Origin of the sequence: Mycobacterium paraterrae, from assembly GCF_022430545.2 — a bacterium.
GTDB lineage: Bacteria > Actinomycetota > Actinomycetes > Mycobacteriales > Mycobacteriaceae > Mycobacterium > Mycobacterium paraterrae.
This window is the reverse complement of the sequence record NZ_CP092488.2, coordinates 1,931,098-1,956,533: the sequence shown is the minus strand read 5'-3', so window position 1 is coordinate 1,956,533 and position 25,436 is coordinate 1,931,098. Positions and strand designations below refer to the sequence as shown.

Annotated in this window: 24 protein-coding genes; 9 read left to right on the top strand and 15 right to left on the bottom strand. The window is 61.8% G+C overall.

Annotated elements, in window-relative coordinates; translation table 11 throughout:
- The first annotated feature begins 49 nt into the window (after window positions 1-49).
- The 3 genes from MKK62_RS09325 (at window position 50) to MKK62_RS09315 (ending at window position 3,068) form a co-directional block, all read left to right on the top strand.
- On the top strand, window positions 50-781 hold the full coding sequence (locus MKK62_RS09325) for a hypothetical protein (RefSeq protein WP_434085045.1): 732 nt from the start codon (window positions 50-52) through the stop codon (window positions 779-781).
- A gap of 117 nt (window positions 782-898) precedes the next feature.
- Complete coding sequence (locus MKK62_RS09320) at window positions 899-2,152, top strand: cytochrome P450 (protein WP_240261343.1); 1,254 nt, start codon at window positions 899-901, stop codon at window positions 2,150-2,152.
- A gap of 94 nt (window positions 2,153-2,246) precedes the next feature.
- Entirely contained in the window at window positions 2,247-3,068 is an 822-nt protein-coding gene (locus MKK62_RS09315; protein ID WP_240261344.1) for an SDR family NAD(P)-dependent oxidoreductase, read from the top strand.
- A gap of 79 nt (window positions 3,069-3,147) precedes the next feature.
- Here the strand turns inward: MKK62_RS09315 and MKK62_RS09310 are convergent, their stop codons facing one another.
- From MKK62_RS09310 to MKK62_RS09275, 8 genes are all read right to left on the bottom strand, one after another.
- Window positions 3,148-3,570 (bottom strand): VOC family protein, encoded by a 423-nt coding sequence (locus tag MKK62_RS09310; RefSeq protein ID WP_240261345.1) that lies wholly within the window; start codon window positions 3,568-3,570, stop codon window positions 3,148-3,150.
- A 79-nt stretch (window positions 3,571-3,649) separates the two neighbouring features.
- Window positions 3,650-4,717 carry an NAD(P)H-dependent amine dehydrogenase family protein gene (locus MKK62_RS09305; protein ID WP_240261346.1) on the bottom strand — a complete coding sequence of 356 codons (1,068 nt, stop codon included), beginning with the start codon at window positions 4,715-4,717 and terminating at the stop codon, window positions 3,650-3,652.
- A gap of 94 nt (window positions 4,718-4,811) precedes the next feature.
- Window positions 4,812-5,243: a hypothetical protein gene (locus MKK62_RS09300; protein ID WP_240261347.1), complete on the bottom strand. Its 432-nt coding sequence runs from the start codon at window positions 5,241-5,243 to the stop codon at window positions 4,812-4,814.
- Between the two features lie 23 nt (window positions 5,244-5,266).
- Window positions 5,267-6,007: a hypothetical protein gene (locus MKK62_RS09295; protein WP_434085044.1), complete on the bottom strand. Its 741-nt coding sequence runs from the start codon at window positions 6,005-6,007 to the stop codon at window positions 5,267-5,269.
- Window positions 6,004-6,135 (bottom strand): hypothetical protein, encoded by a 132-nt coding sequence (locus MKK62_RS09290; protein WP_260060476.1) that lies wholly within the window; start codon window positions 6,133-6,135, stop codon window positions 6,004-6,006. The genes MKK62_RS09295 and MKK62_RS09290 overlap by 4 nt, the downstream gene beginning before the upstream one ends.
- A gap of 5 nt (window positions 6,136-6,140) precedes the next feature.
- Entirely contained in the window at window positions 6,141-6,953 is an 813-nt protein-coding gene (locus MKK62_RS09285) for a CbbQ/NirQ/NorQ/GpvN family protein (RefSeq protein WP_240264230.1), read from the bottom strand.
- A gap of 19 nt (window positions 6,954-6,972) precedes the next feature.
- On the bottom strand, window positions 6,973-8,505 hold the full coding sequence (locus tag MKK62_RS09280) for a nitric oxide reductase activation protein NorD (protein ID WP_240261348.1): 1,533 nt from the start codon (window positions 8,503-8,505) through the stop codon (window positions 6,973-6,975).
- Window positions 8,506-9,313: 808 nt separating this feature from the next.
- Window positions 9,314-9,943 (bottom strand): TetR family transcriptional regulator, encoded by a 630-nt coding sequence (locus MKK62_RS09275; RefSeq protein WP_240261349.1) that lies wholly within the window; start codon window positions 9,941-9,943, stop codon window positions 9,314-9,316.
- Between the two features lie 378 nt (window positions 9,944-10,321).
- Between MKK62_RS09275 and MKK62_RS09270 the strand changes: the two genes are divergently transcribed.
- The gene (locus MKK62_RS09270) at window positions 10,322-11,602 is read left to right on the top strand and encodes a cytochrome P450 (protein WP_240261350.1); all 1,281 of its coding nucleotides are present in this window, start codon (window positions 10,322-10,324) and stop codon (window positions 11,600-11,602) included.
- A gap of 102 nt (window positions 11,603-11,704) precedes the next feature.
- Here MKK62_RS09270 and MKK62_RS09265 read toward each other — a convergent pair whose 3' ends face one another.
- Window positions 11,705-12,829 (bottom strand): spirocyclase AveC family protein, encoded by a 1,125-nt coding sequence (locus MKK62_RS09265; RefSeq protein WP_240261351.1) that lies wholly within the window; start codon window positions 12,827-12,829, stop codon window positions 11,705-11,707.
- A 256-nt stretch (window positions 12,830-13,085) separates the two neighbouring features.
- Here MKK62_RS09265 and MKK62_RS09260 point away from each other — a divergent pair, with 256 nt between their 5' ends.
- Entirely contained in the window at window positions 13,086-13,748 is a 663-nt protein-coding gene (locus MKK62_RS09260) for a TetR/AcrR family transcriptional regulator (protein ID WP_240261352.1), read from the top strand.
- Window positions 13,749-13,798: 50 nt separating this feature from the next.
- Here the strand turns inward: MKK62_RS09260 and MKK62_RS09255 are convergent, their stop codons facing one another.
- From MKK62_RS09255 to MKK62_RS09240, 4 genes are read right to left on the bottom strand one after another with little or no spacing between them, the layout of a single operon-like run.
- On the bottom strand, window positions 13,799-15,598 hold the full coding sequence (locus MKK62_RS09255; protein ID WP_240261353.1) for a flavin-containing monooxygenase: 1,800 nt from the start codon (window positions 15,596-15,598) through the stop codon (window positions 13,799-13,801).
- Between the two features lie 11 nt (window positions 15,599-15,609).
- Window positions 15,610-16,623 carry an oxidoreductase gene (locus tag MKK62_RS09250; protein ID WP_240261354.1) on the bottom strand — a complete coding sequence of 338 codons (1,014 nt, stop codon included), beginning with the start codon at window positions 16,621-16,623 and terminating at the stop codon, window positions 15,610-15,612.
- A gap of 12 nt (window positions 16,624-16,635) precedes the next feature.
- Window positions 16,636-16,830: a ferredoxin gene (locus MKK62_RS09245; protein ID WP_240261355.1), complete on the bottom strand. Its 195-nt coding sequence runs from the start codon at window positions 16,828-16,830 to the stop codon at window positions 16,636-16,638.
- Complete coding sequence (locus tag MKK62_RS09240; protein ID WP_240264231.1) at window positions 16,827-18,113, bottom strand: cytochrome P450; 1,287 nt, start codon at window positions 18,111-18,113, stop codon at window positions 16,827-16,829. The genes MKK62_RS09245 and MKK62_RS09240 overlap by 4 nt, the downstream gene beginning before the upstream one ends.
- Before the next feature lie 343 nt (window positions 18,114-18,456).
- Between MKK62_RS09240 and MKK62_RS09235 the strand changes: the two genes are divergently transcribed.
- The gene (locus MKK62_RS09235; protein WP_240261356.1) at window positions 18,457-19,146 is read left to right on the top strand and encodes a TetR/AcrR family transcriptional regulator; all 690 of its coding nucleotides are present in this window, start codon (window positions 18,457-18,459) and stop codon (window positions 19,144-19,146) included.
- 42 nt (window positions 19,147-19,188) lie between these two features.
- On the opposite strand, the gene MKK62_RS09230 is transcribed toward MKK62_RS09235, so the two are convergent.
- A complete protein-coding gene (locus tag MKK62_RS09230; RefSeq protein ID WP_240261357.1) occupies window positions 19,189-20,907 on the bottom strand; it encodes a class I adenylate-forming enzyme family protein in 1,719 nt (572 codons plus the stop codon).
- Between the two features lie 16 nt (window positions 20,908-20,923).
- Window positions 20,924-22,132, bottom strand: coding sequence for a MaoC family dehydratase (locus tag MKK62_RS09225; protein WP_240261358.1), 1,209 nt, complete (start codon window positions 22,130-22,132; stop codon window positions 20,924-20,926).
- Window positions 22,133-22,397: 265 nt separating this feature from the next.
- Here MKK62_RS09225 and MKK62_RS09220 point away from each other — a divergent pair, with 265 nt between their 5' ends.
- From MKK62_RS09220 to MKK62_RS09210, 3 genes are read left to right on the top strand one after another with little or no spacing between them, the layout of a single operon-like run.
- A complete protein-coding gene (locus MKK62_RS09220; RefSeq protein WP_240261359.1) occupies window positions 22,398-23,396 on the top strand; it encodes an acyl-CoA dehydrogenase family protein in 999 nt (332 codons plus the stop codon).
- A complete protein-coding gene (locus MKK62_RS09215) occupies window positions 23,380-24,552 on the top strand; it encodes an acyl-CoA dehydrogenase family protein (protein WP_240261360.1) in 1,173 nt (390 codons plus the stop codon). The genes MKK62_RS09220 and MKK62_RS09215 overlap by 17 nt, the downstream gene beginning before the upstream one ends.
- A gap of 26 nt (window positions 24,553-24,578) precedes the next feature.
- Window positions 24,579-25,433, top strand: a complete 855-nt coding sequence (locus MKK62_RS09210) for an enoyl-CoA hydratase/isomerase family protein (protein ID WP_240261361.1) — start codon at window positions 24,579-24,581, stop codon at window positions 25,431-25,433.
- The last annotated feature ends 3 nt before the right edge of the window (window positions 25,434-25,436 follow it).

Here is a 25,436-nt window from a genome sequence, read left to right as displayed (position 1 = left end):
GAAAGATGGTCGGTTGACTACCTGACGCAATTAACTAGAGTCAGCCTGCATGAACGTACCGTCGCTAAGCCGGGACCGTCGCGCTCACGATGTGCGCCCAGCCGGGTTGTACGACAGCGGCCTTGACGAGCACATGGAACGGTCGAGAGCAGCGCAGCGCCAGGCCGACAAATGGCTCATCGCGGGCAGCATCCTCATAGGCACGGCAGCCCTGGGAATTTTCGGACTGCCCCTCTTTCTCCGTGGCGTCTGGCTGTTGCGTGATGCGCAGCGCAAAGGCCTTAGTGTTCGGCCGCTGCTGGTGACACTTCTCGGTTATCTCGTCATCATCGATGCTGCCATCAACACCGTGGGATGGGCTCTCGATCTGGTGGCCAGCCACACGCTCCTCGCGCGAATCCTATTGAACGGGTGGGGCGCAATGTTCGATGCCGGCTACTTCTGGCACTACAACGAGCTTTGGCTCGGCGGTGCGGCGGGCCCAGGAGAGAAGGCCATGGAAGTCGGGATGATCTTGACCGTCTTCAGCATGCGTATCTCAGCAGCGATCGGATTCCTACAGATGAAGCGGTGGGGACACCAGTGGATGGTGATTACCTGCTGGATGGGCGTCCTCATCTGGTGTCTTTACGTCTTCAACATGACCATGTACGCCGACGTGCGCTTTTCTGGAGTGATACTGCCGGTGGTGGGCTGGTGGCTCTACGACATCTTTTACATCACGCCATTTCTGGCGATTCCGTACCTACACACGGTAAACCGGGAGATTTTCAGCGACTGACCATGCCAGCGCGTGACTTCAGTCATTGACGTAGGTCAGTGTCTGCGTTACAAATGCAGGCGATGTCCTCACAAGTCGGGGCGAGTACGCCCGAGGTGCGTCGACCAAGGACGCCTCATGAGCGTTAGAACCGTCAAGCCCAGCGTCTTCGAGGCCAATCTGCCGACCATCGAGTACGACCTGGCAGCTACCCCCCAACTGATTTACCCACAATTCTTGGCGGCTCGCGACGTGGCCCCGATCGCGTTGGGTCCCATCGGGCCGGAGATCTTGTCCTACGAGTTGGCCCGATCAGTGTTAGGCGACCCGCGTTTCGGAATCCCGCCGGGCATCCACCTTGCTGCCCAGGGGGTGACGTCCGGAGAGCTCTGGGACCGGGTGACGCAGAGCATCCTCTGCATGGAGGGAGACCAACATCGCCGCTTGCGTGGGCTGGTCTCGCGGGCGTTCACGCCGCGCGCAACCGCGCGCATGGACGAAACGATTCACGCCGTGATGAACCAGCTTATCGACGACGTACTACCCGACGGCTCTTGCGAATTCGTCGAACAGATCGCTCGCCCCTACCCCATTCCGGTCATCTGTGCGCTACTGGGCGCCCCGAGCACAGACTGGAAGCAAATCTCCATCTGGGCCGAAGACATCTTCAAGATCGTCAGCTTCGACACCAACCTTGTCGACGAGCAACCCGCGGTGTTGAAGGCGTGGGACGAATTCGATAGCTATATCGATGACATGATCGTCGCACGCCGCGGCCAATTGACCGACGATCTGCTCTCCGAGCTCATCCGAGCCAACGATGACGGTGACAGACTCAGCACCAGCGAATTACAAATGCTGGCGTTCAGCATCCTCATCGCCGGGACCGACACAACCCGCACCCAACTCGCCGCCTCTATGCAGGTGTTGTGCGATCACCCCGACCAGCTAACGCTGCTGAAGGACCGACCCGAGTTGGCGATGAACGCCGTCGAAGAGACGATGCGGCACTCGCCTTCGATGTGCAGCACGCTGCGCAGCGTCATTGACGATGTCACTATCGGCGATTTCACTTTCCCTGCAGGGACATTCATCCTCGTCAACACCTACGCCGCAAACCGGGATCCGGCCATTTATGACGAACCGTCCAGGTTTGACATCACTCGAAGTGAACCGCCGCCGATCCTGACATTCGGAGGCGGCGCTCATTACTGCCTAGGGGCGAATCTAGCTCGACGCGAGCTCAGCGAAGCGCTCAAGATACTTGCGCGTCGGATGCCGAGTCCGCGACTGGCAGGGCCGGCGCCGTGGCGACCGCTGCTTGGGCTGAGCGGTCCCACACATGTACCCATCGAATTCGACACCTTCACGCACCAAGCCGCAGATGACTAAGTCGCGCTGTGCAACGAGCTTCCAACAATGACCAAAATTCCTGTTCGCGCCGATGCGGCGAAGCGCAGCCTTCGGAAAGGAGATTCATTCGCCCGTGCGGATCATCATCACCGGCGGCAATAGCGGCCTAGGCAAAGAGACAGCCGCAGCGCTGGCGGCCGCGGGCCACGACATCGTGATCGCCGCCCGCGACGTCGCTAAGTCTGAGCAGGTCGCCGCGGCGATCGGCGGCACCGTGCAGGTGGCGCATCTTGATCTCGCCGATCTGAGCAGCGTGCGCTCCTTCGCCGCGTCAGTGGATGCTGTCGACGTCCTGATCAACAACGCGGGGGTGCTGGGCCTGCCGTTGGATCGGACCACCGATGGCTTCGAAATGCATATGGGCATCAACTATTTGGGGCATTTCGCGTTGACGTGTCTGCTCAGCGACCGAATCACCCGCCGAGTCGTGTCGGTGACCAGCATGAGCCACGTGTGGGGCCGCCTAGACCTCGAGGACCTGAATTGGCACACACGCGCGTACTCGAAGTGGTCCGCCTACGCCCAATCCAAACTCGCAGTGATGTTGTTCACCAGCGAGCTCGCCCGACGGGGCATCGCCGCGGTCGTCGTCGACCCGGGTGGCGCCGACACCAACATCGTCCGATACGACACGGGCTTTCTCCGATGGACCTCGCATCAGCCGTGGTTGAAAGATTTCCCGCAAAGCGCCAAGGACGCCGCACGGGCCAGCATCATCGCCGCGACCACCGATCTGGAGCCGGGTACCTACCTCGCCCCTACGTTCAAGCAGTGGGGTAAACCTCGAGTCACACGGCCGCTCAAGAAAGCGCGCGATCCGATCACGGCTGCACACCTCTGGCGGCTGTCCGCCGCGCTGACGGAATGCGAATGGGCGAAACACTTCTCCGGGTGACGCACGCGGTGACTGTCAGGACATGCAGGCATTGCCGTTAACGCGAGACGGCCGCCGCTCACAAGGTGCGTTGGACCGGTCACGGTACGTTGGTAGCCAGCAGGGTCAGCGGGATGCCCAGCACACTGAGATCGATCTCGTCGAGATAGCTGCCTTCGCCGGCAAAGCCTTGCCGAAATCGTGGGATCGACCCGTAGTTATCGGTGATGGTTTCGGCTGCGGCGGCGTCGGCGACCTTCATGACGACGGTGTAGACGCCATCTCCGTGCTGGTCGAGGAATTTGTTGACCGAGCTCGCGACCGTTCCCGTTGATCCGGGGATGGGGCTCATGAGTTCGATGCCCCTCTTCCAGTCCAGCGCCACGGTGACACCGATGTCGGCGAGTTCTGCTGTCTGGAGCTCGAATCCGAGCTCGGTGAACAGGTCCATCATCACAGATTGGCGTTCGGCCGCCACCGCAAACACCACGTGATGCAGATGGGGCGGGTCCTGCTGGGTCATTGGTGCTCCGTTTCCGTGTGGCTGAATCGAGCGGAGATCAAGCGAGCGATCACTTGTCCGGAGGATGATGCTGTCGGCTCTAAACGTCCGACGGTTCTTTCAGCAACACTCCCCGAGGTTGCAGCAGCGGAAGGTCGTTGTAAGTTGCGATTCCCGGCACGGCACGAACGACGGCGGGTATCGCAGTGATCGCTGGCATCGCCGTGATCGTGAGCCCGAGCATGATGAGCTCGTCAAGCGTTTGAGCCTGGAAATCCTTTGGCGGCTCGAAGGTCAGCGTGGATGTGATGGTCGGGCGCCCTTGGACCGTAACGGTGTAGCCGAAGCTGGGAAGCTCCCATATCGGCTTCAGCGTCTGTCCCTTGGTCCAGATCCCGCGGATCTCGATGACGTCTTGTCCGTCGAGGATTCCTTTCCAGCGCACGTCGATGCCCGCGACGCATCCCGCCGCGATCGTCCAGTTGCCCGGTAGCTCGATATCGGCGGTGGTCTCGGCGTACTCGGCTTCACAGCGAATATCGTCGAGGACGACGCCGAGGGCGTCGGCGACGAGCAGTACCGCTTCCCGAAAGATCCTTGAGCCGTGCGCGGTGACCACCTGCAACTGAGGGTCGTTGATCGGATAGCCAAAGCCCATAGGCATTTCAGTTGCGGGCGAGTTGTAGATCGTGGTGTCGAAGACCTCGAGAATCGAAATTCGGTCGACTTTGTCGGATAGTCCGGCGCACACGACGGCGAGCAATTGGATGAAGCCAGGATTGATACCGCTGCCGAATATCGTTGCACCACCGTCTTCGCAGGCGTCGACGATTCGGTCGCGGTCGAGGCCGAGTTCGTCGCCGGTGATGAATTCCGACGTCGTCACGACGTTAATGCCCGCCGACAGGATGCGGACCAGCTCGTCGATGTTGGCAAACATCGGGTTGTAGACCACGCAGTCGGGTTTGAGTTTCAACAGCGCCTCGATGTCGTTAGTCGCGTGAACTCCCAACGGTTCTATCCCGCACAACGTTCCGACATCTTTACCGACTTTGTCCTTCGACCACGCATAGCAGCCGACCAGTTCGAGCTGAGGATTGCGGGTAATGGCATGGACCGACTTTGTGCCGACGTTGCCAGTCGTCCACTGCACGATGCGCAGGGTCATCGGCGCTCCTGTGGATGCGTTCACCAACCCGAAACGCGCGCCAGACAAATTCTCAGTCCGGTATACCCGCGCCCGACACTGTCGTGTTCGTCGCTCACGGCGCGGGAACACTTTGTGGGTGAGCCGCTTTGCGTGCTTCGCGTTCCTGATGGATGCGGACGAGTTCGCGGAACCCGATCCGCTTGTATTTCGGCACCGGTTGGATACCCCATACGTCTTGTGCCGTGTGCTTGGCCGCTGCCCCCTCGGGGGGCCCAAGCACCGGGTAGGGAACCTTGCATTCCAGCGTGTCGTCGGAGTAGCGGACCTTGAGCAGTTCACTGCAGATCTCGGTGAGGCTCAATGTCGGATACCCGTAGTAGACGGCCATGAACGGCAACGTGAACGCACCCTCGATGACGAGGGCGATCAGGCACACCAGTACGCCACGTTTGATCCACTTGTGCATCCGCGCGTAATACGGTGTCGTGCCGGGTGGCAGATCCTCGGTGGCCTCGCCGGACTCGGTAGACGTTGAGCTAGTCATCTGCGGTACTCCTTGAAACCTGGTTAATCCGAGAAAATTTCACGGTTGACGGTGTGCAGGTAGGGAATCGCCAGGAACGGCGTGATGTAGAAGATGTCGAATGCCCACCACCCCACCACGGGAAAGATGGTGCCGGCGTAGCGGACGTCGGCGTAGAGGGTCATGTTGAACACGTAGGTAACCCAGATGACTACGCCCATCCAGCAGGTGATGATCATCCATTGGTGGCCCCACCGTTTCATCTGCAGGAAGCCGATGGCGGCCGACACGCGCATCGCAAACACGGTCAAGATGAAGCCAAACACCATCGACTTCTCGCCCGGCCCGGCCGCACCACCCAACCACAACTCGTTGTAGTGCCAGTAATACCCGCCGTCGAAAAGGTAACCCCAGCCCGCGGTCAGCACTCGGTTGATCAGCGTGTGGTTGGCGATCCAGTCCAAACCCCAGCCCAACGTGTTAAGCATCCCGTCGATCATCACCAGATAGCCGATGAGCGTGACGATCATGGGACGCATCGTCAGTCCCTCGCGGGCTGCTTGGCGCTGCAGCCAGATGCCGCGCATGAAGATCGGGAACCCGAAGATGCCGGGCGCCCAACATCCCATGAGACCGGCCCCGATGATCATCCACTTGTCGGCGCGCCGTTGCGCTCGCCGCGATTCCTCGTCGTGCTCCTCGAGGCTATGCGATTGGCGCGTATCGGCGGAGGCTCCCGCCGGCGCTTTAGATCGCGAAAGTCGTTCGCTCAAAGGCAGATTCACAGATCCCACCACCCGCGCGCGAATGACATGTAGAGCTGGATTCCGAACATCAGGGCTAGGTAGCCATAAATGACGAGTTGGAAGACGATGAGCGCCTTTTTGCGCTGGCGTTCTCGTTGATCGACCATGGGGATCATTCCTTTCTCTGCGGGGCGGATGTCGGGTTCGTGGCACCAAGGCTGGCGATGGCAACTTCACGAAGACCTTCGGAGATCGCGCCGTCGGTGGATAGTGGTGCTAACACGCAGGCTTCAGCGGCCTCGAGTTCGCTCGCACCCGCCACGATCAGTTGTGCGGCCGTCACCAGGACCCGAGTAGAGGGTGGTTCGAAGTGAAAGGCCGAGTCGGCGGTTCTGATTGCCGTCGCGCAGTGGACGAGATGTCTGGCGCTGATTTCGCTGACGCCGGTCTCTGCGACGATGACCTCCGCTTCGCGGTCCGCCGGTAGATAGCGCATAGGCAGAGTCACGAATCGCTGGCGAAACGACGGTTTGAGCTCTTTGAGCGAGCTTCGATATGCGGGGTTGTAGGAGCACACGAGCATGAAAGTGTCAGGTGCGCAGATGCTTTCGCCGGCACGATCGAGGTAGAGGGCTCGTCGGTGATCGGTCAGTGAATGCAAGATCGCAAGCGAATCATGACGCGCCTCGACGACTTCATCGAGATAACAGATCGCGCCTTGCTTCACCGCGCGGGTCAGGGGTCCGTCAGTCCACACGACATCACCGCCGGTCACCATGAACCGGCCGACGAGGTCCGAACTGGTCAGATCGTCATGGCAGCTGATGGTGACGACCGGCAGGCCCAAAAGTGATCCCATGTGCTCGACCAGCCGGGTTTTACCGCAACCAGTCGGCCCGGTCAGCATCACCGGCAGGCGCTGGCGGTACGCCTGCTCGAAAAGCTGTACCTCATTGCCGCTAGCGAAATACGTATCTGTGCTCATCGTCATCACTGTTCCTCGGTCATGCGCATACGAGTTCGCGGTGGACATGGGCCAAAACCCGCGGCAGCTCCTCGACGCGGCGGATCCGTTGAGAACGACGGGGGCCGAACACTTCTGGCAGAGGGTCAACGCGCGTCGGGCCGACGCCGATGTAATACGTCGACACGCCCGCGTCGTTCGCCTCCTCGACCGCGTGCGCGGTGTCCGCCCAGGCGTAGCGGCCCTCATATCCCTCATCGGAGATGAGGCCGTCCCCAATGACGATCAGCAGACGCCGTTCCGAGGGTTGGGCCAGCAGGCGGCTCGTCAGATGACGCAGCGGCGCACCCAGTCTCGTGTAACCCCCGGTGGTCAGGCCCGAACGTCCCGGAGCGACGCAATGGCGATCCGTGAAATCCTTCAGACAGGTGACCTCAACCCGGTGACGGGTGTTACCGGTGAACACGAAGATGCCGTGGCGCTCATGAGCCGCGGTCATCGCGCGCGACAACGAATCCGCGCACGCTAGCTCCAGTTTGAAGATCCTGCCGCCGTGAACGCCGAGTGAGGAACTGCCGTCGAGTAGCAGCGCAGTGGTGACATCGCGGTTGTTAGGCAGCAACTCTCGGAACAACTTCGGTTCTGCTGCTTCACCGGTGACCATGTCGATGTAGTGATTCACGTACTGCTCGACATCGAGGTCCGATCCGTCTTCAAGCCGGTTTGTCATGACGCGATGTGTGTGTTGCTGAAACCATTTGCGCAGCTCGGTCGACGGGACGAGCCGTGCATCTGCCCTTGCTGAGCGTGAATGTTCGATTACGGCAACATGGTTCGGCAGGAACGCCGCGTTCCAGGCATTCCACTCTGGATAGGGGATACCTGGGCGGTGTTCTGGGGTGATGTCCAAGTCATTTTCATGCGGGCGACTCGGTGGGGGAAGATTCGGGTTACGCACTCCGCCGTCACCGCCGGCCGGCACCGTGTGGGCACCCGGTTTGCGCTTCTGGTTCGTCGTCCACGGCATTCTGCCGAGCGAACGGCGCAGCCTGTCGGCAACGTGCTGCGGTGTCGTGTGACTTCTGGGCAAGGTTCCGATGAGTGGATGGTGTTGCAGCAGTTCCCTTGTACGCGAGAGTGCTATCGCGCGTTCAAGAATTTCGTCACCGCTGAGCTCAGCGGACAACGGCAGCCACCCCACAAGGATGCGTCGCATCTCGGCCATCAGTCCCGGCCAAGTCGCGTCGACCCAGCCCAGTGCCACACGTCCCTCGATGACACTCAGGGCGGTGAGTTCGCGGGCCGACAGAGTGTCCAGCCGGTAGCCCAGCACGCGTTCTTTGGTCGGCGAACACTGCAGAGCCACACCGCAGGTTACGGTGGTTCGCGTCCAGTCACCACGGGACTGGGGGTACGGCACGTAGACGAAGTCCAGAGCGGAACTCAAGCTGAACTCACGATCGCTGCCGGTGATCAGCCGCACTCCGTCACGCCGCCGGTCACTCAGTGCAATAGCGGTCAAAGAGCAGCTGCGCTCGAATGCTAGAGCCTGCCCGTCGGTTGACTCAACCATCTGCGCCGGCTCCGACCCTCGCCGGCTGAGACCTACCGATTAGAAGGTGCCGATGTTGGCGAAGAGCCAATACCAGAACCAGATGATCAGCACGACTCCGCCCCACGCCGCGATGTAGCGACCGATTTCCCAAATCCAAGCCAGCATGCCTGATTTCCCCTTCTTGTCGATTTCGCGATAGGCGAGGACGTATGCGTCCGGCCAACACCAAGCGGCGGCGAGCTGCTCGCCGTACCGGAGTTGCCGAAAGCCCGCTCAGCCCGCTCGGCACCCTCCCGCCGCCCGGACGATCGGCGGCGGCCGTTGACGAGATGATTGAGTCGGAGCCAGGGACGAAGCTGGCGCGGCAGCTTGAATCAGTAACAGCGGGAAATTCGTCCACGCCGCCGACGGCTAGTACAGAGGACTCACTCTGCCTAGCCGTCCACCTCGAGAGCTGCCGCGGTGGCCGATGCGGGGCCAGAGTTCGCGCAGAGCCCTCATGCGGTAACAGCACCGTTTCTTTCTAATCTACATGCTGACTTTAGTCAATCACTTTGCCCCGAGACGGGGATGCGCTTGACGCAGTCTGCCCTGGCAGGACGGCACAAACGGGTGGATCTGTCGTATGGAGACGAGGCCGTCGTCGGTGCCGGTCGAGTGGGCGGGGTGCAACGCTTACTCCTGAGTTTCTGCTGGCGGTCAGCTACCTACCGCCATGCTGCTGCGAGTTTGGGAGCCGCGAAATACGTTGTACCGAAAAGCATTGAGTCCGCCCCGGCTCAGCGATGGTCAATACCGGGAAGCCCTTGACTCGGCCTCCAGATGTTTACCGCCCGCGGCCCCGGTCGCTCGACTCTGGTGTGTTCATGCTTCGTAGTGATTTCGCAACGAAATCGTCCAACAGGGCGCGACGAGTAGGCCACTCGAGTGTGGTCACAAGGAGCGCATAGAGCCCGAGAAGAAAGAAGATGGCGCTGTTCATCGGGTTGACATCGGAATCGATGTCCCCTCTGTCGCGTGCGTGGGCGACCTGATCGGCCACCAACACGATCACCGGGTGGTCGTCGCCGCCTTCGAGCGGCGGACGTGTCTGGGAAAAATGAAGCGCAAGAAAATCTTTGAACAGCAGTGCCCCAAGTCTTCGCTCAAGTCCAAGTATCAATTTGACGGCCTCGTTGAGCACCTCTTCGAGATCGTGATCGGCCTTGAGAAACGAACGGAACTGCTTCGCGATCCGTTCCTCCTCTCGGCGTTCGAGCTCCAAGAGCACATGTTCTTTGGTGGGAAAATGGAAGAAGAACGTTCCGTGGGCAACACCCGCGGCGGCCACCACCGCGCCAACGTCCGCGCCCGCCATTCCTGAACGTTTGAATTCAGCAATCGCAGCGCCAAGTAGCCGCTCCCTCGTTTGCAGCCGCTTCGTCGCGCGCGGGATAGCACCACCTGCGATGGCCATCGCCCTACCCTTCGGTCTCGACGCACAACCCGCAACGCGGGGTCGGCGGCAACTCAATCAATAGCACGACGATATCGCGAGCGCCCACCGAATGATCCCGGCATTGTTCAGCCCCGTTGCGTAGCTGCGCCGGCAGGACGAACCACACGCTTCGCGTCAAAGCGGCAGCGGTGTTAGGCCGTATATTCGTTGACATAAGTCAGCGGCTGCTCAATACTAGGCTGCTGACACGTCTGGATGAACCCGTCGCGCCACCCTGAAGCAGCCTGCCTCGCGCGGCGTTCAACTCACGAGCCAAGTGCACGAAAGCGCGAACTACGTTGCAGCGCAGCCTCGGCGCTTACCCCGCCACGTCACAGCGACTCAGAAGGAATGCCAATGACGAACTTCGACGACGTCGATTACTTCACCGACCCGGCGCTGGTCTCGGACCCACACCCCTATTTCGATCACCTCCGCAGCAAATGCCCAGTCCTGCGTGAACCCCACCACGGCGTGATCGCAGTCACTGGATGGGAAGAAGCCAACGCCGTGTACCGCGACACCGCGTCGTTTTCAGCATGCAACTCGGTCATGGGCCCGTTCACACCGCTTCCCTTCACACCCGAAGGCGATGACATCACCGCGCAGATACAGGCGCACCGCACCGAAATCCCGATGTTCGAGCACATGGTGACGATGGATCCACCGCAGCACACCGATGCGCGATCAATCCTTGGCCGCCTGCTGACACCGAAGCGGCTCAAGGAGAACGAAGACTTCATGTGGCGGCTCGCCGATCGCCACATCGACGAATTCATCGCCGACGGCAGCTGCGAGTTTCTCAGTGCCTACGCGAAACCGTTCTCGTTGCTGGTGGTCGCCGACCTGCTCGGGGTGCCAGAAGCCGATCATGAAGAGTTCCGCGAAGCCTTCGGTGCTGAACGACCCGGTTCACGTATCGGCGCCCTCGACCACGAGACCATCGTCAGCAATCCACTGGAGTGGGCCGACGAAAAATTCAGCGAATACATCGTCGACCGACGCCGCTCGCCACGCGACGATGTGCTGACCTCAATCGCGACCGCAACCTACCCAGACGGTTCGGTTCCTGAGGTTGTCGACGTAGTGCGCACCGCGACGTTCTTGTTCGCCGCCGGTCAGGAAACGACGGCGAAATTGCTGAGCGCCGCCATGCGGTTCCTCGGTGACGACCCCGACCTGCAGAGCCGTTTACGAAAGGACCGCAGCCGAATTCCCGCATTCATCGAAGAATGCCTGCGGATGGAAAGTCCCGTCAAAACCGTCTTCCGGATGGTGAGCAAGTCCACCAGTGTCGGTAGTGTCGACGCACCAGCAGGGTCGACCGTCATGCTGAGCCCCGGCGCGGTAAACCGCGATCCACGCCGATTTGACCACCCCCACGAATTCGATTTGGACCGCAAAAACGTCCGCGAACATCTTGCCTTCAGCCGCGGGGTTCATTCATGCCCAGGAGCACCCCTGGCCAGAGTCGAAGGACGAGTCTCGATCGAGCGGCTCCTTGACCGGCTTGGCGACATCAGCATTGACACCGATGTCCACGGCCCCCGCGAAGCGCGGCGATACAGCTACGAACCAACCTTCATTCTTCGAGGTCTGACGAGCTTACGGATCAACTTCCAACCCCCGGTCGGTTGACACTGTCCTCAACAACTCCCTAAAGCGCGCGTGCGCACCCATTCCTCTTCGCGCGCACAACGTGATTGAGCACGACGGTCTGCCGTATGCAGAACGCGGTGGTCATGGGTGGCCCGGGCCGCAGCGCCCCGCCGGTACGGGTCCGCTGATGGTGGGGCGACCGTCAGGTTGCCCGGACAGCCAAGTGTTCCATTTGCCGTCGAAGAACGGCCCGGGGTGTCCGGCCTTCTCATAGAAGCCTTGCGGGTCATAGACTTTCGTCTGCGGGAATGGCCAGGGGCAGGCCACCACTGTCGCCAGCTTGCCGGCCCGGATGGTCAGGAATCCGCCGCCATACACCGCGAAGTAGGACAGGCTCAGCGCTGCGAACATCACCAGGAATGTGGCCAGCGTCGGGCGGCCGGGAAGTAGCCGCAGCCGCTGGGCAAGTTTCTCGGCTTGGGTGCGCCCGGTGTCGTCGCGGTAGACCATCACGGAGGCCGCGATCATCATCGAGGTGGCCAAACCGCTTTCCCACAGCAACGGAAACTGGTTGTAGTGGCCGGTGAAAATGGATCCGAGCTCAGGCACCTGGGAGTAGGCATAGACACGCTTGCTGACGCAGAAAATTTCGACCGCCGCATCCAGGGCGAAGCCGATCACGAAAGTGATTGCGCTCAAACTGATTAACGGATGGCGCCACACGAAACTGTCGACCGGCCGACCGCTCTGCAACTTGCGCAGCAGCGGTATCGCCGCGAACGCGGGCACGATGAGCACCGACGCATAGGCGATGCAGACGAACGGTTCGATCAGCGGGGATACCGACACCCATGGCCAATCCACGGGGAAGTGCCACAAATCGGGGCTGAACACCGAATACGACACCCAGTCGGCTTGCGGGTCCAGCCACGGCAGCGCGGTCCCCGCCAGCACCAACAACAGATAGGGGTGTCGCGGGTGTTTGCGCCACCCGTAGGTGACCGCGGCGCCGCCGATAAGCATCATCACCAACGTCCACACGTTGCACATCGGTGCCCAATTCGGCAGATTCTCGACCGCGCGACGCGCCCGCTCTGAGGGCTGCGGGTTGGCGATCCGGGCCTCATCGGCACCCAATTTGGCATGCACACCGACGAACACCAGCACCCCAATGCCTGCCGCCCACCACAACAGCGAGACGACAGAGAATCGGCGGCGCGTCCGTTCACTGGTGTCCGATTCCGGTCTCGTCTGCTGGTCTGTCATGGCCCTAAGCCCCTCACGGATCGGATGACACTCACGCCACAACGCGGCGCACTATGTGTAACTGTTTCGCTGAAGCTTGTCAACGAAATGTTCCTAGGCGAAGTCGGCGATGCCGTTTATTCAGGCTACAAAACGCAGGCAGATGGCGGCTTTTGGCTACGGGTGAGCAGTAGGCCGATTGCCACGACCGTTTTGCCGCAACCTTCAATTGGGAAAAAGGCTTCAGTAAATTTGGTGATGAGACAGAATGCCTGCGATGAGGGGTGCACCAAACCAGCGCATTGCACAGCGTCAGCAGACACGGGAGCGGATACTCGACGCGGCGATCGAGGAGTTCGCTCGCGTGGGCACCGCGGCCGCTGATCTTCAGACTGTGGTCGCCGCCGCCGGGGTTGCGCGCTCGACATTCAACTTCCATTTCCCCACCCGCGAACACGTCCTGCTCGAGCTGATCCGCCGTGAGGAAACCCGCGTCGCCGACGAGCTAGCCGACTTCCTCACAAACGAGCGCGACCTACCGGCGGTCCTGGACGAAATCGTCCGCCTAGTCGTCGACCTCGAAGACCGTTGGGGGCCACTATTATTCCGCGACGTACTAGGCCTGTACTTTTCATCAGCCCGCCCCGACGACGACGAATGGACCGACCACCCGACCATCGTGCTCCTCGCAGCAGAAATTCTGCGCGCCCGCAACCGCGGTCAAACCCGCCCCGACGTGGACTCATTCCACTCGGCCGTCTTCTTCCTGCTCGGTCTCTACGCCTTACTTACGACACTGCGCGACTCAACACCCGGCCGCGACAGCCTCCTCAGGAAATACATCGTCAGCTCCCTCCACGGCATCGGGGCCATGACCACCAGCACGCCGCATAAGACACCCTTAGCCGAAATGGCGAAAAACGTTGCTAAACGACGGTGAGCTGGCCGGCACCTGTGGAACGTCTGAGTCTGACGCGCGGTCGCTGCGACTTAAGCTTCCACCGTGCGGCGCTCTGAATTTCGCCGCAGAGCGGATGGGATGAGACCGTCCAGGTCAGCCTTGATCAGGTTGGTCAAAACCTTTGAGCCGGGCCGAACTTGATTGAGACCGCCCCCGTTGAACCACAGCCCCCGCTGTGCAGTTTGTCCCCACATGTTAGCCCACTCCCCCTCGTTGTCGAGGCGAGCGATCGGCCCGATTCGGCGGGCGACGTCGATGCCGAACCAATCCTCGACCTCAGACTGCCGGTTCTGATACCCGGTCGCCAGGACCACGAGATCGGCCACCAAGACGGTTTCGTCATCTAGGCGAATCCCGCCTGGCACGAACGATACGATCCGTTCGGCTTGCATGACAGAGATCCTGCCGTCGATGATCGCCTCTGAGGCACCGGCATTCAGGTAGTAGCCACCTCCGGTGCGCAAGAAGAGATCAAGCCATCCAGCTTCCTCATACCCGTCGTGCAGACGCACGCCTGCCGCGCGGAGGCCCTCTAACAGATCGGCGTCCATCACCTTCGCTCGAGCGTGGTAATCCTTCGACGCAGCTAGGCGAATCGGCTGGATTAGTCCAACGCCGTAGTGGAGATCGACTTGATCAGCCGGCGTTCCGTCGAAGTAGCCGGCATAGGCTTGGTTCGCCGTGTCGATATTTTGAACCATGATGGGCCCGCGTTGAATCATGGTGACGTTGCAGCTATTTGAAGCGAGATCGAGTGCGATGTCGTGTCCGCTCGAACCCATGCCGACGACGATGGCTTTCTTACCGACCCACGCCGACGCGTCTGTGAAGGCGGACGAATGCATCGTTTGCCCCGTGAAAGTGGCCAGGCCAGGTAGATCTGGAATGTTCGGCTTGCCGCCGATACCGCCAGAGGCAAGAACGATGTGCTGTGGGTGCAACTCTCGGCGGTGTCCGGCGGAGGAGATGAGGGTAGCCACCCACTTTCCGGCGCCGTCGTCGTAGCCGGCTCCTGCGAACCGGGTCGAAAACCAGATGTCCAAATCGAAGTAGCTGCTATAGATTTTCAGCCAGTCTGCGACGAGGTCCCGAGAGAGGTACTGCGGGTAGTGTTCGGGATACGGCAGCAGGGGGAAGCCATTCATTTCGATCGGATTGTGGAGGGTCAGCGAACGGTAACGTTTGCGCCAGTTATCTCCGGCATCGGCGTTGGAGTCCACGATCAGATAAGACACGCCTAGCTTTTTGAGGCACGCACCCGTCATGGCCCCGGCTTGACCCGCACCCACAATGAGCACCTGCGGTTCGGCGTCTTTGAACGCCCGCTGTCGCTCGCGTGCCTCTAGCCAATTCTCGCCCGCTCTCGCTGCGACGAAGCCACGGCCGCGCGGATGCACTTCAGCGTGCGGTGTGCCCCTTACCTTTTCGAGACGCGTGTATAGCGCCCGCCCAAGGAAACCAAACCTGGACGAAGGATCGGGGACGCCGTACAGCAACCCGACCGCTTCGCCTGCCCTCACTTCGAAGGTAAAGAAGATGGTCACCACTGGCGGATCATCGCGGACGTCAGGTGAGGGCCAGTCAACTGCTAAACGCACGTTCGTCGGATGGACGGTTTCAACGGACTTGTGTAGACGGTCGATCAACGCGTCTCGTCCGTGGAATTGGCGGTAGTCGAAAGTTAACGCACCGCTGTCGCGTAGATACGACTCATCGACGAATAGTGAAGCGAGACGGGATGTATCGCAATTCTCAAGCGCCGACTCGAACTCGGCGAGCCAGCGTCCTGCTTCGGATTCGAGGTGCTCGCGACCGGAAACGCCGTTCAATGTGCCGTCGATTAGAAGCCGCCCTCGACGCGAACCACTCCGCGGCCAAGGAATTTTCCGGCGCGGACCTGGTCGAGCACCTCTGTCACATCCTTGACGGCGACGTCGTGGACGACGTCCGAAAGATGCTTCGGCTTGCTTGAACCGCCTAGCGCATCCCACAATTCGCGGCGGGCAGCGATAGGCCATTGCACGGAGTCGATGCCGAGCAGTGCCACGCCCCGCAATATGAACGGCATGACCGTCGTCTGAAGGCCGGCGCCTCCGGTCAACCCACTCGCCGCGACCGCACCACCGTAACGCACAGTGCTGAGAACGTCGGCGAGCGTAGCGCCTCCGACGCAATCGACCGCTCCAGCCCATCGCGTCTTGCCGAGCGGACGTGGCTTGGCCTCAGGATCTTCGGGCAGGCGGCCGATGACCTCGGCCGCACCCAGAGCCTTGAGGCGGCCAGCGGCCTCGGGCTTGCCGGTTGATGCCACGACGTGAAAGCCCTTCGCACTCAGCAGGTCGATGCTGACCGAGCCGACGCCGCCGGTTGCACCCGTCACCACGATCGGTCCGTCCTCGGGTGTGATTCCGTGTCGCTCGAGGGCCGCGACACTCATTGCGGCGGTGAATCCGGCGGTTCCGATCGCAGCACCCTCATGCGGAGTGAGCGATCCCAGCTTGACCACCCAATCCGCTGGAATACGAGCGTATTCCGCGTAACCACCGTGCCTGGCCGTGCCGATGTCGTAACCGTGTGCCAGTACCAACTCGCCCACAGCGAAGTCGTCGGAGTCTGACTCCACCACCTCACCGGTCAAGTCGATACCGGGCACGATCGGATAGTTGCGTACCACTCCGCCTTTCGGGGTGATCGCCAGTGCGTCTTTGTAGTTGACGCTCGAGTAGTGCACCTTGACGAGCACTTCTCCGGGCGGCAGCTCGGAGGTGTCGAGCGTTTCGACCTGCGTCTCGATACGGTCGTCGTGTTGTCGCGCGACGAGCGCCTGGAACTTGCTGCTGTGACCCGTGGACACTACGCCTCCTTCTCAGTTGTCAGTGATGACGATTGCTTGTTCGGGGCAGTTCGCCACGGCGTCGGTCGCCGTGCTCTCCAGATGTGCGGGCACTCGGGCCGACGTTGCGACGGCGTAGCCGTCGTCGGAGAGCTCGAAGAGATCGGGGCAGAGTGTCAGGCACATCCCGTGGCCGCGGCAGCGATCCTCGTCGACGGATATTTTCACGATGCCTCGCCGTTCACGTCGAATTCCAGGTGCAGCTCGACGAGTCCACGCAGGACGTAGGTCGGGATGTAGCGGTATCGGCGGTCACCGGGTGGTCCGTGGTGAGCTTCGCTGATTCGGATGTCGGTAGTGCGGTCCAGCAGCCGTTCGATACCGACGCGGGTCTCGGCACGCGCCAGTGGTGCGCCCGCACAACTGTGTATGCCGCGACCGAACGCCAGGTGCTGCCGGGCGTTCTTTCGATCCGGATCGAAGGTATCCGGGTCCTCGAACCGGCGGGGGTCGCGGTTCGCCGCAGCGTTGAGGACCATCACCGTGGTGCCGGCCCCAATTGTGTTGTCGCCGATCGAAGTCGGCCGACGCGACAACCGGAAGTCACCCTTGACTGGGCTTTCGATACGTAGGCATTCCTCGATGAAATTTGGCAACTTACTTCGGTCGTTGCGCAGGCTGCGCTGGATGTCAGGGCGCTCCGCGATTATCTGCAGCGCGCTGCTCAGGAGCCGCACCGTGGTCTCCTGACCGGCGGAGAAGACGTTGGTCGCCACCCGAACCACGTCGGCGACGTCCGGGGTGGTTCCGTCGGGGAACAGCGCCGTGGCCAAGCCGGTCAGCACGTCGCCGCGCGGCTCGTCGCGTCGGTCCTGAATGTAGGTCGCGAAAATGTCGTAAAGGTATTCCAGCGGTGTCTGGTTCAGCGTCTTGTCGGCGTTGCCGAGGGCTCCCCCGTGAGTGCCGCGGGCGAGGCGCTCAATCAATTCAGGCCGGTCTTCGTGCGGAACACCGAGGAGGTCGGCGATCACTCGCAGCGTGAATGGGCCGGCGAATCCCCCGATGAACTCGCCTTGCCCACCGACGAGGAAGCCGTCCAGGATGTCGTCGGCGAGCGCCCACATGGCGTCTTCGTTCTCTTTGAGCCGCTTGGGCGTGATCAGCCGCATCAGCAAGGCGCGATGATTGGTGTGTGTCGGTGGGTCCAACGTCGGCAGTTGGTCACTGAAAGGCAGTTCGTCGCGGTGCTTTTCGATCGTCTCAGTGACGTCGTCGCCCTCGAGCGGAACCGGAAAGCCGGGGAAAGGGCCGCTCACCGAGACGCAGGATGAGAACGTGTCGGCGTCGTTGTAGACGTCGACGGCTTCCTGCCATCCGGTCACCATCACCACGCCGTGATGCTTTTCAGGAGTCACCGGCGAGTGGCTGCGCAGCGCTTCGAAGAAGGGATACGGGTTGTCGGTGAGCCGCTTGTCTCGAAAGAAGTTGACCGCGGTGAGGTCTTCGGCCATCGGTTCCTCCATCCGGCACCTCGAAGCCGAGACCGCCTTGTCTTAACATCACGGCGTTCGCCGGCACATCGGCGTCACCGTCGGTCCCATCGCGGGGCCTTGAGGACACGCGACCGCGAACCAACCAACCTTACCATTTTGAGATAACGATCAATACCGCATAGCGCTCATGGACGATTTCTTTAAAAGAAAATAGTCATGTTCGTCAATGAGAGTATGCTTCTCGTTACCTGCCGGGCTCCGATGCGGCGGCGCGGATGCCCGTGGGCGCCTGCCGTCACCGAACTGCGAGTAGGTGCCAATAGGGTGTCACCATGAGGTTCTTCCGGGCAGGGGGGCGATCGTGAGTTCAGGCGAACCCCCCGCGGCGGCTGGCACGACAGCCGGAGAGGCCGCCAAGAGCTGGCAGGAACGCGCTATCGAGCGCCGTCTTGGGGAGGCGCGCGCCTTGGCGGTCGAACGCAGTACCCAGTTCATGGCGACTGCCCTGGAGTTGGTCCAGGAGTCGGGCCAAGCCAACTTCACATTGCAAGACCTCGCCGATCGAGCCAACCTGAGTGTCCGCACGTTCTACCAACATTTCGCCGGCAAGGACGATCTTCTGCTGGCCTTGTACGAAGACGTGACCGCGGAGTTCACCGAGGCAATACGAGTTCAGATGCAGGCCGCCGACGGTCCGATGGCGCAACTCGAGGCGTGGTGTCGCGCCGTCCTGTCGCGGCCTGGAGCGTCGCAAGAGGTCGGCGGTCGTCTGGTACTGATTTACAACCTCAGCCTGGAGTTGGAGAACCCAGAAGCCTTCGCCAAAGTGTGGGAACCTCATCGCCGGCTGCTGACCCAGATCTTGACCGAGTGTTCGCGGGAGGGCTTGATCCGCCAGGACCTCAGCGTCAAACAGTTGACGTCACTGCTGGGTTCGACGATGACGTCGCTCGGGCAGTACAACGCACTGCACGGTGGCATCCAGGAGACCGAGTTGACCGAGGACGTCGTCTGGTCGTGGTGCAAGCAGGCGGTCGCCGGCTCGGGGTGAGCACGCCGCGAACCGGCTAGGTACCTGCGGCCACACCAGAAATCACGCCTTGGCCGGCTCAGTCGCCGGTTGCGCCCACTGCAGACGATCTGCGGCGAGTTCCCTCAGATCGCCGACCCGGATCTTGTCGCTACCGGTCAGCGAGATGTCGTCATCGTGGAACAACAGCACGTGGCGCGGAACCTTGTAACTAGCCAGGCGTTCGCGAAGGAACGACCGGATTTCCTCGCCGTCAATCGTGGAATCGGCACGCGCGACAACGCAAGCCACGACGACCTCGCCCAACGTATCGTGCGGCACACCAACCGTTTTGGCCACCTTGACGGCCGGATGCCGTGCCAAGATCTCGTCGACCTCCAGCGGTGAAACGTTCGCACCGCCCGTCTTGATGATCTCGGTGAGCCGACCTGTCCAGAACAACCGTCCGTCCGCGTCGAGGTGTCCACCGTCGCCGGTGTGGAAGAACCCCTCGGCGTCGAGGGTCTCGTCCAGCGGAGTTCCGATATAGCCGAGCATGAGGGTGGGCCCCTTGACGCAGATCTCGCCGCTGCTGCCGCGCGGCACGATTTCACCGGTTAGCGGATCGACGATCTTGAGCGTTACACCCGGCAGAGCCACGCCCCGACTGTCGATGTGCTGGTCCGGCGATGAGTTGACGTCGAAAATGGTGCTGATCGTGAATGTTTCAGTGTTGCCGTAGGCATGATCCGGCAGATGCCACTCATGGGTAACCGTCGGGTGACGCGCGATCGGGGTCTTGACGTCGGCGAATCGCATGCTGCTCAGATCGACGGAGTGCCAGTTGGGCGCGGCCTCGATCTGAGCCCACTGGTGTGGCCATGCGAACGGATAGTTCACCCGCTCCGCGGCCATCAACTCCAGCGCTTCGACGGCGGCGAAAGTCGGCTGCAACACCAGACATCCGCCTGCCGCCAGCGTCGCACCCAGTGACATGACGAAGTTGCCCGACCAGAAGTATCCGTTGGCCGACCAGCAGCGAATATTGTCTTCCGGTTCGAAGCCGCAAACCCGCCGAAAACGCCACATCTGGATGGCCATGCCGCGATGCGCGTTGAGGATGCCCTTGGGCTTGCTGGTCGAACCCGACGAAAAGAACAGGGCCCCTGCATCGCTCGGCTTCGTTGCCGTAGCCGTAGCCATAACCAGTTCGCGCGGTTGCCCGGCGCCGCGAGTCAAGAACGTGGCCCAATCATCGGCACCAGGAGCCGGCCGACCCACCAGCACGAGATCGCGCAGGAACGGAAATTTGTCCGATTGCAGCGGCGCCGAGCGATTTTCAGCCAGTTCGGGCATGAGGTCAGCCAGCACCGCGAGGAAGTCCGTCTTCAACACCTGACGCTCGAAGAGCAACAGCGCAACGTTGGACGCGGTGAGCAAGTACTCGAGTTCGTCCGGCGTAGAAAAGGTGCTCAACGCTACAGCGACACCGCCGGCCATCGAGATGCCGAAGAACGCGGTCACCCACTCGGGACGGTTGGTCATCAGCAGGCCCACCCGCGTGTCTTTGCCGACACCACTTGCTCGCAAGGCGGCGGCTACCTGCACGGCCTGCTCCCACAGCTCGTCATACGTCCACCGGGTGTCCCCGTCCGCCGAGTGGAACACCAGAGCTTCACGCTCTCCGTACATGGATGTGACCTCACGCAGGAAGCCAGGCAGTGTGAGCGCGCCGAGCCCGGGCTCCTCGCTCAGCGGCGGACCTGTCGAGATCGACAGAGCTGGTGCAATGTTGGTCGTCATCGAGGGGCTGGGTCGCTCAGAACGGCAGTTCGATCTCGGCCGTGCACTTGACGAGCTCTTCATTGTTCTGGTTTTTCAAGTGCACCCTTACCTGGACGAGCGGCATACCCCACGCGGACTCTGTCTGCTTGTCGATGACCTCGCCCTCGAAGTACGTCACGTCACCTTCGAAAGCGGGGCCGCGGAAGTCGGCTTTGCTGTGCCGCACCATTCCGTTGTGGCCCGCCCAGTAGGCGAGATAGTCGGTACACCACGCGCCCATCGTCGCGCCGTAACCATAAGCGCGGGCCATCCCGACTTCGCTCGCGCGATCGGCGTCGATGTGGCCTCGTGACGGACCGAGGTAGAGGCCATCACGCTTGCGCGGATCGATGAATGCGTCTTCCTCGTCGAACGCGAAGTCTTTCCCAAAGCCCGGATCCTGATACACCCACGGGTCGTCGACGTCTTCTGGCGTGACCCAGTAGAACGAGCCCCAGGTGTTGAAGACGAACGCGCGATATTCGGTGGTGAAAGTGGCGATGCTGTGCGGCCCGATGACCCGCCGCGGCAACGTATCCCCCACCTTGACCTCGTCGAAATGTGGGGAAATGCCGGCCCGATTGGATTCCAGCCAGTCCCGGCGGATCCGGTCGACCTCCTCGAGTTCCAGCTGCGTCCAGCGTTTGATCTCGCCGAGTTGGCTTTCGAACATCCCGCGCTTGGTCGCCTCTTCGTAGAGGTAGCGAATAGCAGTGGAACGTTCGCGGGCCACCAACACCCCGTGCTGGTTCTTGTGGACGGTGTCGCCTCGCGAAAACATGGTCGGGCCAGCGAATTTCGTCTCGACCACTTTGTAGTCGTGGAAGCGACGCTCCTGGAAGAGCTGATCACCCGGGCGCACCGGGCAGCCGTAGAACCACCACTCCTCGCCACCGAAGATCAAGTGACTCTTCGGGATGTGGCCGACACAGGCAGGTGCCGCGCCGTGCCCGTAGTCGAGTGCGACCGCAATGGACTGCGGAGCGATGAGGCCGCCGAAGGCCGAGTCGCGAGCGAATCGCTCGTCCCAGTGCAAGGGGTTCGGATAGTCCATCGCCATCACCCAGCGACGGATGTCGGACGAGCTGCACGGATCCCACAGCTGTCCGCCACCGATGGGCTTCCCGACCCGATGGTCGACGTCGGACACGTCCATCTCGACGCGCGACTCTTCGTCCACTGCCGAACTCGGCTGGCTTGCCATAGTGACTCTCCTGCTCGGTGGTAGCGATGGTCGCGGTGACCAGCGGGCCTTCCGGTCGTGCACTCAGTGCTCGCACGCCGTCCTCGAGCGACCGCACAACCCGCCTGCGAGGCGATACCCGTCAGCCGAATACCGCCCATGACGAAGCCCGCTAACGATGAATGCTGCTATCCGATCACGCCGATTGTCAACCGTTGCCTACGTTGACTTTCACTTACGGAGAACACTATTCTCGCATCAGACCTTCAACGGAGACGGAGCGAGCGTGCTTCTTGAGCTCGACGAAGACCAGCGCTTTTGGCGTGACACGGTCCGGGAAGCGGTGGACAAGCAGTGTCCGCCCTCCTTGGTCCGCCAGATCGCCGAAGGACGTTCGAGCCCCGATGACCTGTGGAAGTGGTACCGCAATCAGGGTTGGACGGAGCTGGCTCACGCCGACAACATGATCGAACTGATGCTCGTCCTCGAGGAACTGGGACGCGCCTCGGATCCGACACCGTTTCTTGCTTCGCTCACCCAGTTCGCTCCCCTGGCCGGGGATCACTACGACCCGTCCCAGGCCGGCACCGCGGTGTGGGGCGGGGTCACCACCCGCAGTCAACGCGACGGCTGGGTTCTCGACGGTGTAGCCCGGTTCGTTCTCGACGGTGATCGCGCTGATCGCCTCGCAGTCACCACTGCATCGGGAGTGTTCATCGTCGACCGAAGCGCGGTGCTCGCCCGCCGCGTTACGACATTCGACCCCGTCCTCCGTGTCGCCGACCTTTGGTTCGATTCCGTCGCGGTCGGCGAGCAGGACCGCGTCACCGCCGACGGCGAACGGGCGTTGCAAATCGCGCTCACCGGCGTCGCGATCACGACTGTCGGTGCGTGCCAACGCATTCTCGATCTGACTTTGGATCACCTCAAGCAGCGTCAGCAGTTCGGGGTCGCGATCGGGTCGTTCCAGGCGCTGCAGCATAAGGCCGTGGACATGTACGTCGCGATCGAGCGCGCCCGCGCGCTGGCTTACTTCGCGGCGCTCACCATCGCCGACAACGATCCGCGCCGTCGCCTGCTGGCCCGGATGGCGAAAGCCGCTGCAGGAGAGGCCCAGTCGCAGGTCGTCCGCAGCGGAATGCAGTGTTTCGGCGCGATGGGGCTGACGTGGGAGAACGACCTGCAGTTCGCGGTCAAGCGTGCGCGGGCAGGCGAAGTGTTGCTGGGCAGCGCTGAAGAACACCGCACATTTGTCGCGAAGGAGTATGGTGCAGCTGACTTTTGACGACGACGTCGAAGCCTTCCGGGCCGAGTTCGCGGCGTTTCTCGACGAACACACGCCCTCGGAGGCCGTCACCCGGGAGCGGCCGCGTTCGGTTTCGCACATGCCGCAGTGGGCCAGGGACTGGCAGCGCCTGCTGTTCGACCAAGGGTGGCTGCTGCCTGCCCAACCACCGGAGTTCGGGGGCCGCAACGCCACGGTCCTCCAGCAGTTCGTCCATCTCGACGAACTGTGTCGCCGGAGAATCTTCCACAGCTTCAACCCGCAGGGCGTCAATATCATTGCGACGTCGTTGATCTCGTTCGGTACCGCCGAACAGAAGCAGCGGTGGGCCATACCGGTGCTACGTGGTGAGAAGACAGCCTCACTGGGCATGAGCGAGCCCAACGCCGGTTCCGACCTCGCCTCGTTGCGGACACGCGCGGTCCGCGACGGTGACGATTTCGTCGTCACCGGTCAGAAGGTGTGGACGTCGGGAGCCCACGACGCCGACTTCTTGCTCGCATTCGTGCGCACCGATCCCGATGCACCCAAGCACAAGGGCATTTCAGCGTTGGTGATCCCGACGGATAGCGAAGGCCTCGTCTGTAGGCCCTTCGGCGACATCGCCAGCGCGGACAATCTCGATTTCAACGAAGTGTTCTTCACCGACGTCCGCGTCCCAGCGGAAAATCTGGTCGGCGAGCTGAACCAGGGTTGGCGAGTGGCCAACGGTTCACTGGGCCACGAGCGGACCATGATGTGGCTGCTGTTCGCCGATCGGCTCGACAACCTGATCGCCGACTGCCGGCCACAATCGCCGGTCGCGCGAGACCGGTACGCGTCGACGATCATCGACTACCACGCCCTACGCGCACTGGGTTCAGCCGCACTTGGCCGAGCCGCGCGCGGCGAGGCGGACACCTCGGCCGTCTCGTTACTCAAACTGCTGGGTTCCGAAGCCGAGTGTCGCGCCGCTGATCTCGTGCTGTCGACGTCCGGGATCGACGGTCTGCTCCATCCCGTCACTGGTCGCTATCAGCACATGAACAACGATGAATATTTCGCTAGCGGCTTCGAGCGCTACACCCGCGGCGTGGCCGCCACGATCGCGGGCGGAACGTCGGAGATCCAGCGCAACATCATCGCTCAACACGTCCTCGGTCTTCCCCGTGGCTGATCACGTCGCAGGACAGGAGAGGCGCTGTGGCTGAGACTGATTGGCCAGGAATGGAATTCCTGGTGGTGCGTCGACTCGGCGGTATCGTCACCGTCCGCCTGAACAGGCCGGCGAAAATGAATGCCATCAACAGCGGCATGGAGAAGGAGTTCTACTCGGTCCTCGCCGACTGCAACCGCCTCGACAGCGTCAAATGCGTGGTGCTCTCCGCAGAAGGTCCCAACTTCTCGTCGGGCCATGACATTCAGCAAGTAGCGGGCGAGACCGTCGGTGGACAGGAACCCGCGACAATCGAGGACAAGTACTGGGTCCACACCGGAGACCTGTTGCCTCCGTGGCGATTCACCAAAGGTCTCGTCGTCGCGGCCAAAGGCTTCGTCGGACCCCACGCGAACACGTTCCTACTCGCCGCCGACGTGGTCATCGCAGCCGAGAACACCCGCTTCAGCTGGGAAGAGTCTCGGGTGGGCGTCGGTGCTCCCTACGGACCGTATGCACTGATGCCGTTCCACTTCCCCATCCGCGTGATGAAGCAGCTGTGGATGACAGGGGGATGGCTGGACGCGCACACCGCGCGCGACCTGTTCTACGTTAACCGCGTCGTCCCATTGGGAGAAGAAGAAGCCGTGGCGATGCGCTTCGCCGAGCAGATCGCGCGAATGGAGACCGGCGACCTGGTCGCTAACAAACGCGGTACACACCGCCTATACGAGGCGGCCGGGCTCTCGGCGATGGTCGACGTGGGCCGAGACCCTTATGTGCCCGACGCGCAAGCAGCAGTCGCCAAGGAACACCACCTGCGTCTCATCCACGAGAAGGGCGTCAAAGCTGCTGTGCAGGCGCGTGACTCGGGTTGGGACGACGAGGTCAGCAAAGTCTGAACA

Excerpts from the sequence above, each read along its gene's own strand:
- MKK62_RS09325 (WP_434085045.1), top strand. The coding sequence starts at position 50 with ATGAACGTACCGTCGCTAAGCCGGGACCGTCGCGCTCACGATGTGCGC.
- MKK62_RS09320 (WP_240261343.1), top strand. The coding sequence starts at position 899 with ATGAGCGTTAGAACCGTCAAGCCCAGCGTCTTCGAGGCCAATCTGCCG.
- MKK62_RS09310 (WP_240261345.1), bottom strand. The coding sequence starts at position 3,570 with ATGACCCAGCAGGACCCGCCCCATCTGCATCACGTGGTGTTTGCGGTG.
- MKK62_RS09305 (WP_240261346.1), bottom strand. The coding sequence starts at position 4,717 with ATGACCCTGCGCATCGTGCAGTGGACGACTGGCAACGTCGGCACAAAG.
- MKK62_RS09300 (WP_240261347.1), bottom strand. The coding sequence starts at position 5,243 with ATGACTAGCTCAACGTCTACCGAGTCCGGCGAGGCCACCGAGGATCTG.
- MKK62_RS09290 (WP_260060476.1), bottom strand. The coding sequence starts at position 6,135 with ATGGTCGATCAACGAGAACGCCAGCGCAAAAAGGCGCTCATCGTCTTC.
- MKK62_RS09285 (WP_240264230.1), bottom strand. The coding sequence starts at position 6,953 with ATGAGCACAGATACGTATTTCGCTAGCGGCAATGAGGTACAGCTTTTC.
- MKK62_RS09280 (WP_240261348.1), bottom strand. The coding sequence starts at position 8,505 with ATGGTTGAGTCAACCGACGGGCAGGCTCTAGCATTCGAGCGCAGCTGC.
- MKK62_RS09275 (WP_240261349.1), bottom strand. The coding sequence starts at position 9,943 with ATGGCCATCGCAGGTGGTGCTATCCCGCGCGCGACGAAGCGGCTGCAA.
- MKK62_RS09270 (WP_240261350.1), top strand. The coding sequence starts at position 10,322 with ATGACGAACTTCGACGACGTCGATTACTTCACCGACCCGGCGCTGGTC.
- MKK62_RS09265 (WP_240261351.1), bottom strand. The coding sequence starts at position 12,829 with ATGACAGACCAGCAGACGAGACCGGAATCGGACACCAGTGAACGGACG.
- MKK62_RS09260 (WP_240261352.1), top strand. The coding sequence starts at position 13,086 with ATGAGGGGTGCACCAAACCAGCGCATTGCACAGCGTCAGCAGACACGG.
- MKK62_RS09240 (WP_240264231.1), bottom strand. The coding sequence starts at position 18,113 with ATGGCCGAAGACCTCACCGCGGTCAACTTCTTTCGAGACAAGCGGCTC.
- MKK62_RS09230 (WP_240261357.1), bottom strand. The coding sequence starts at position 20,907 with ATGACGACCAACATTGCACCAGCTCTGTCGATCTCGACAGGTCCGCCG.
- MKK62_RS09225 (WP_240261358.1), bottom strand. The coding sequence starts at position 22,132 with ATGGCAAGCCAGCCGAGTTCGGCAGTGGACGAAGAGTCGCGCGTCGAG.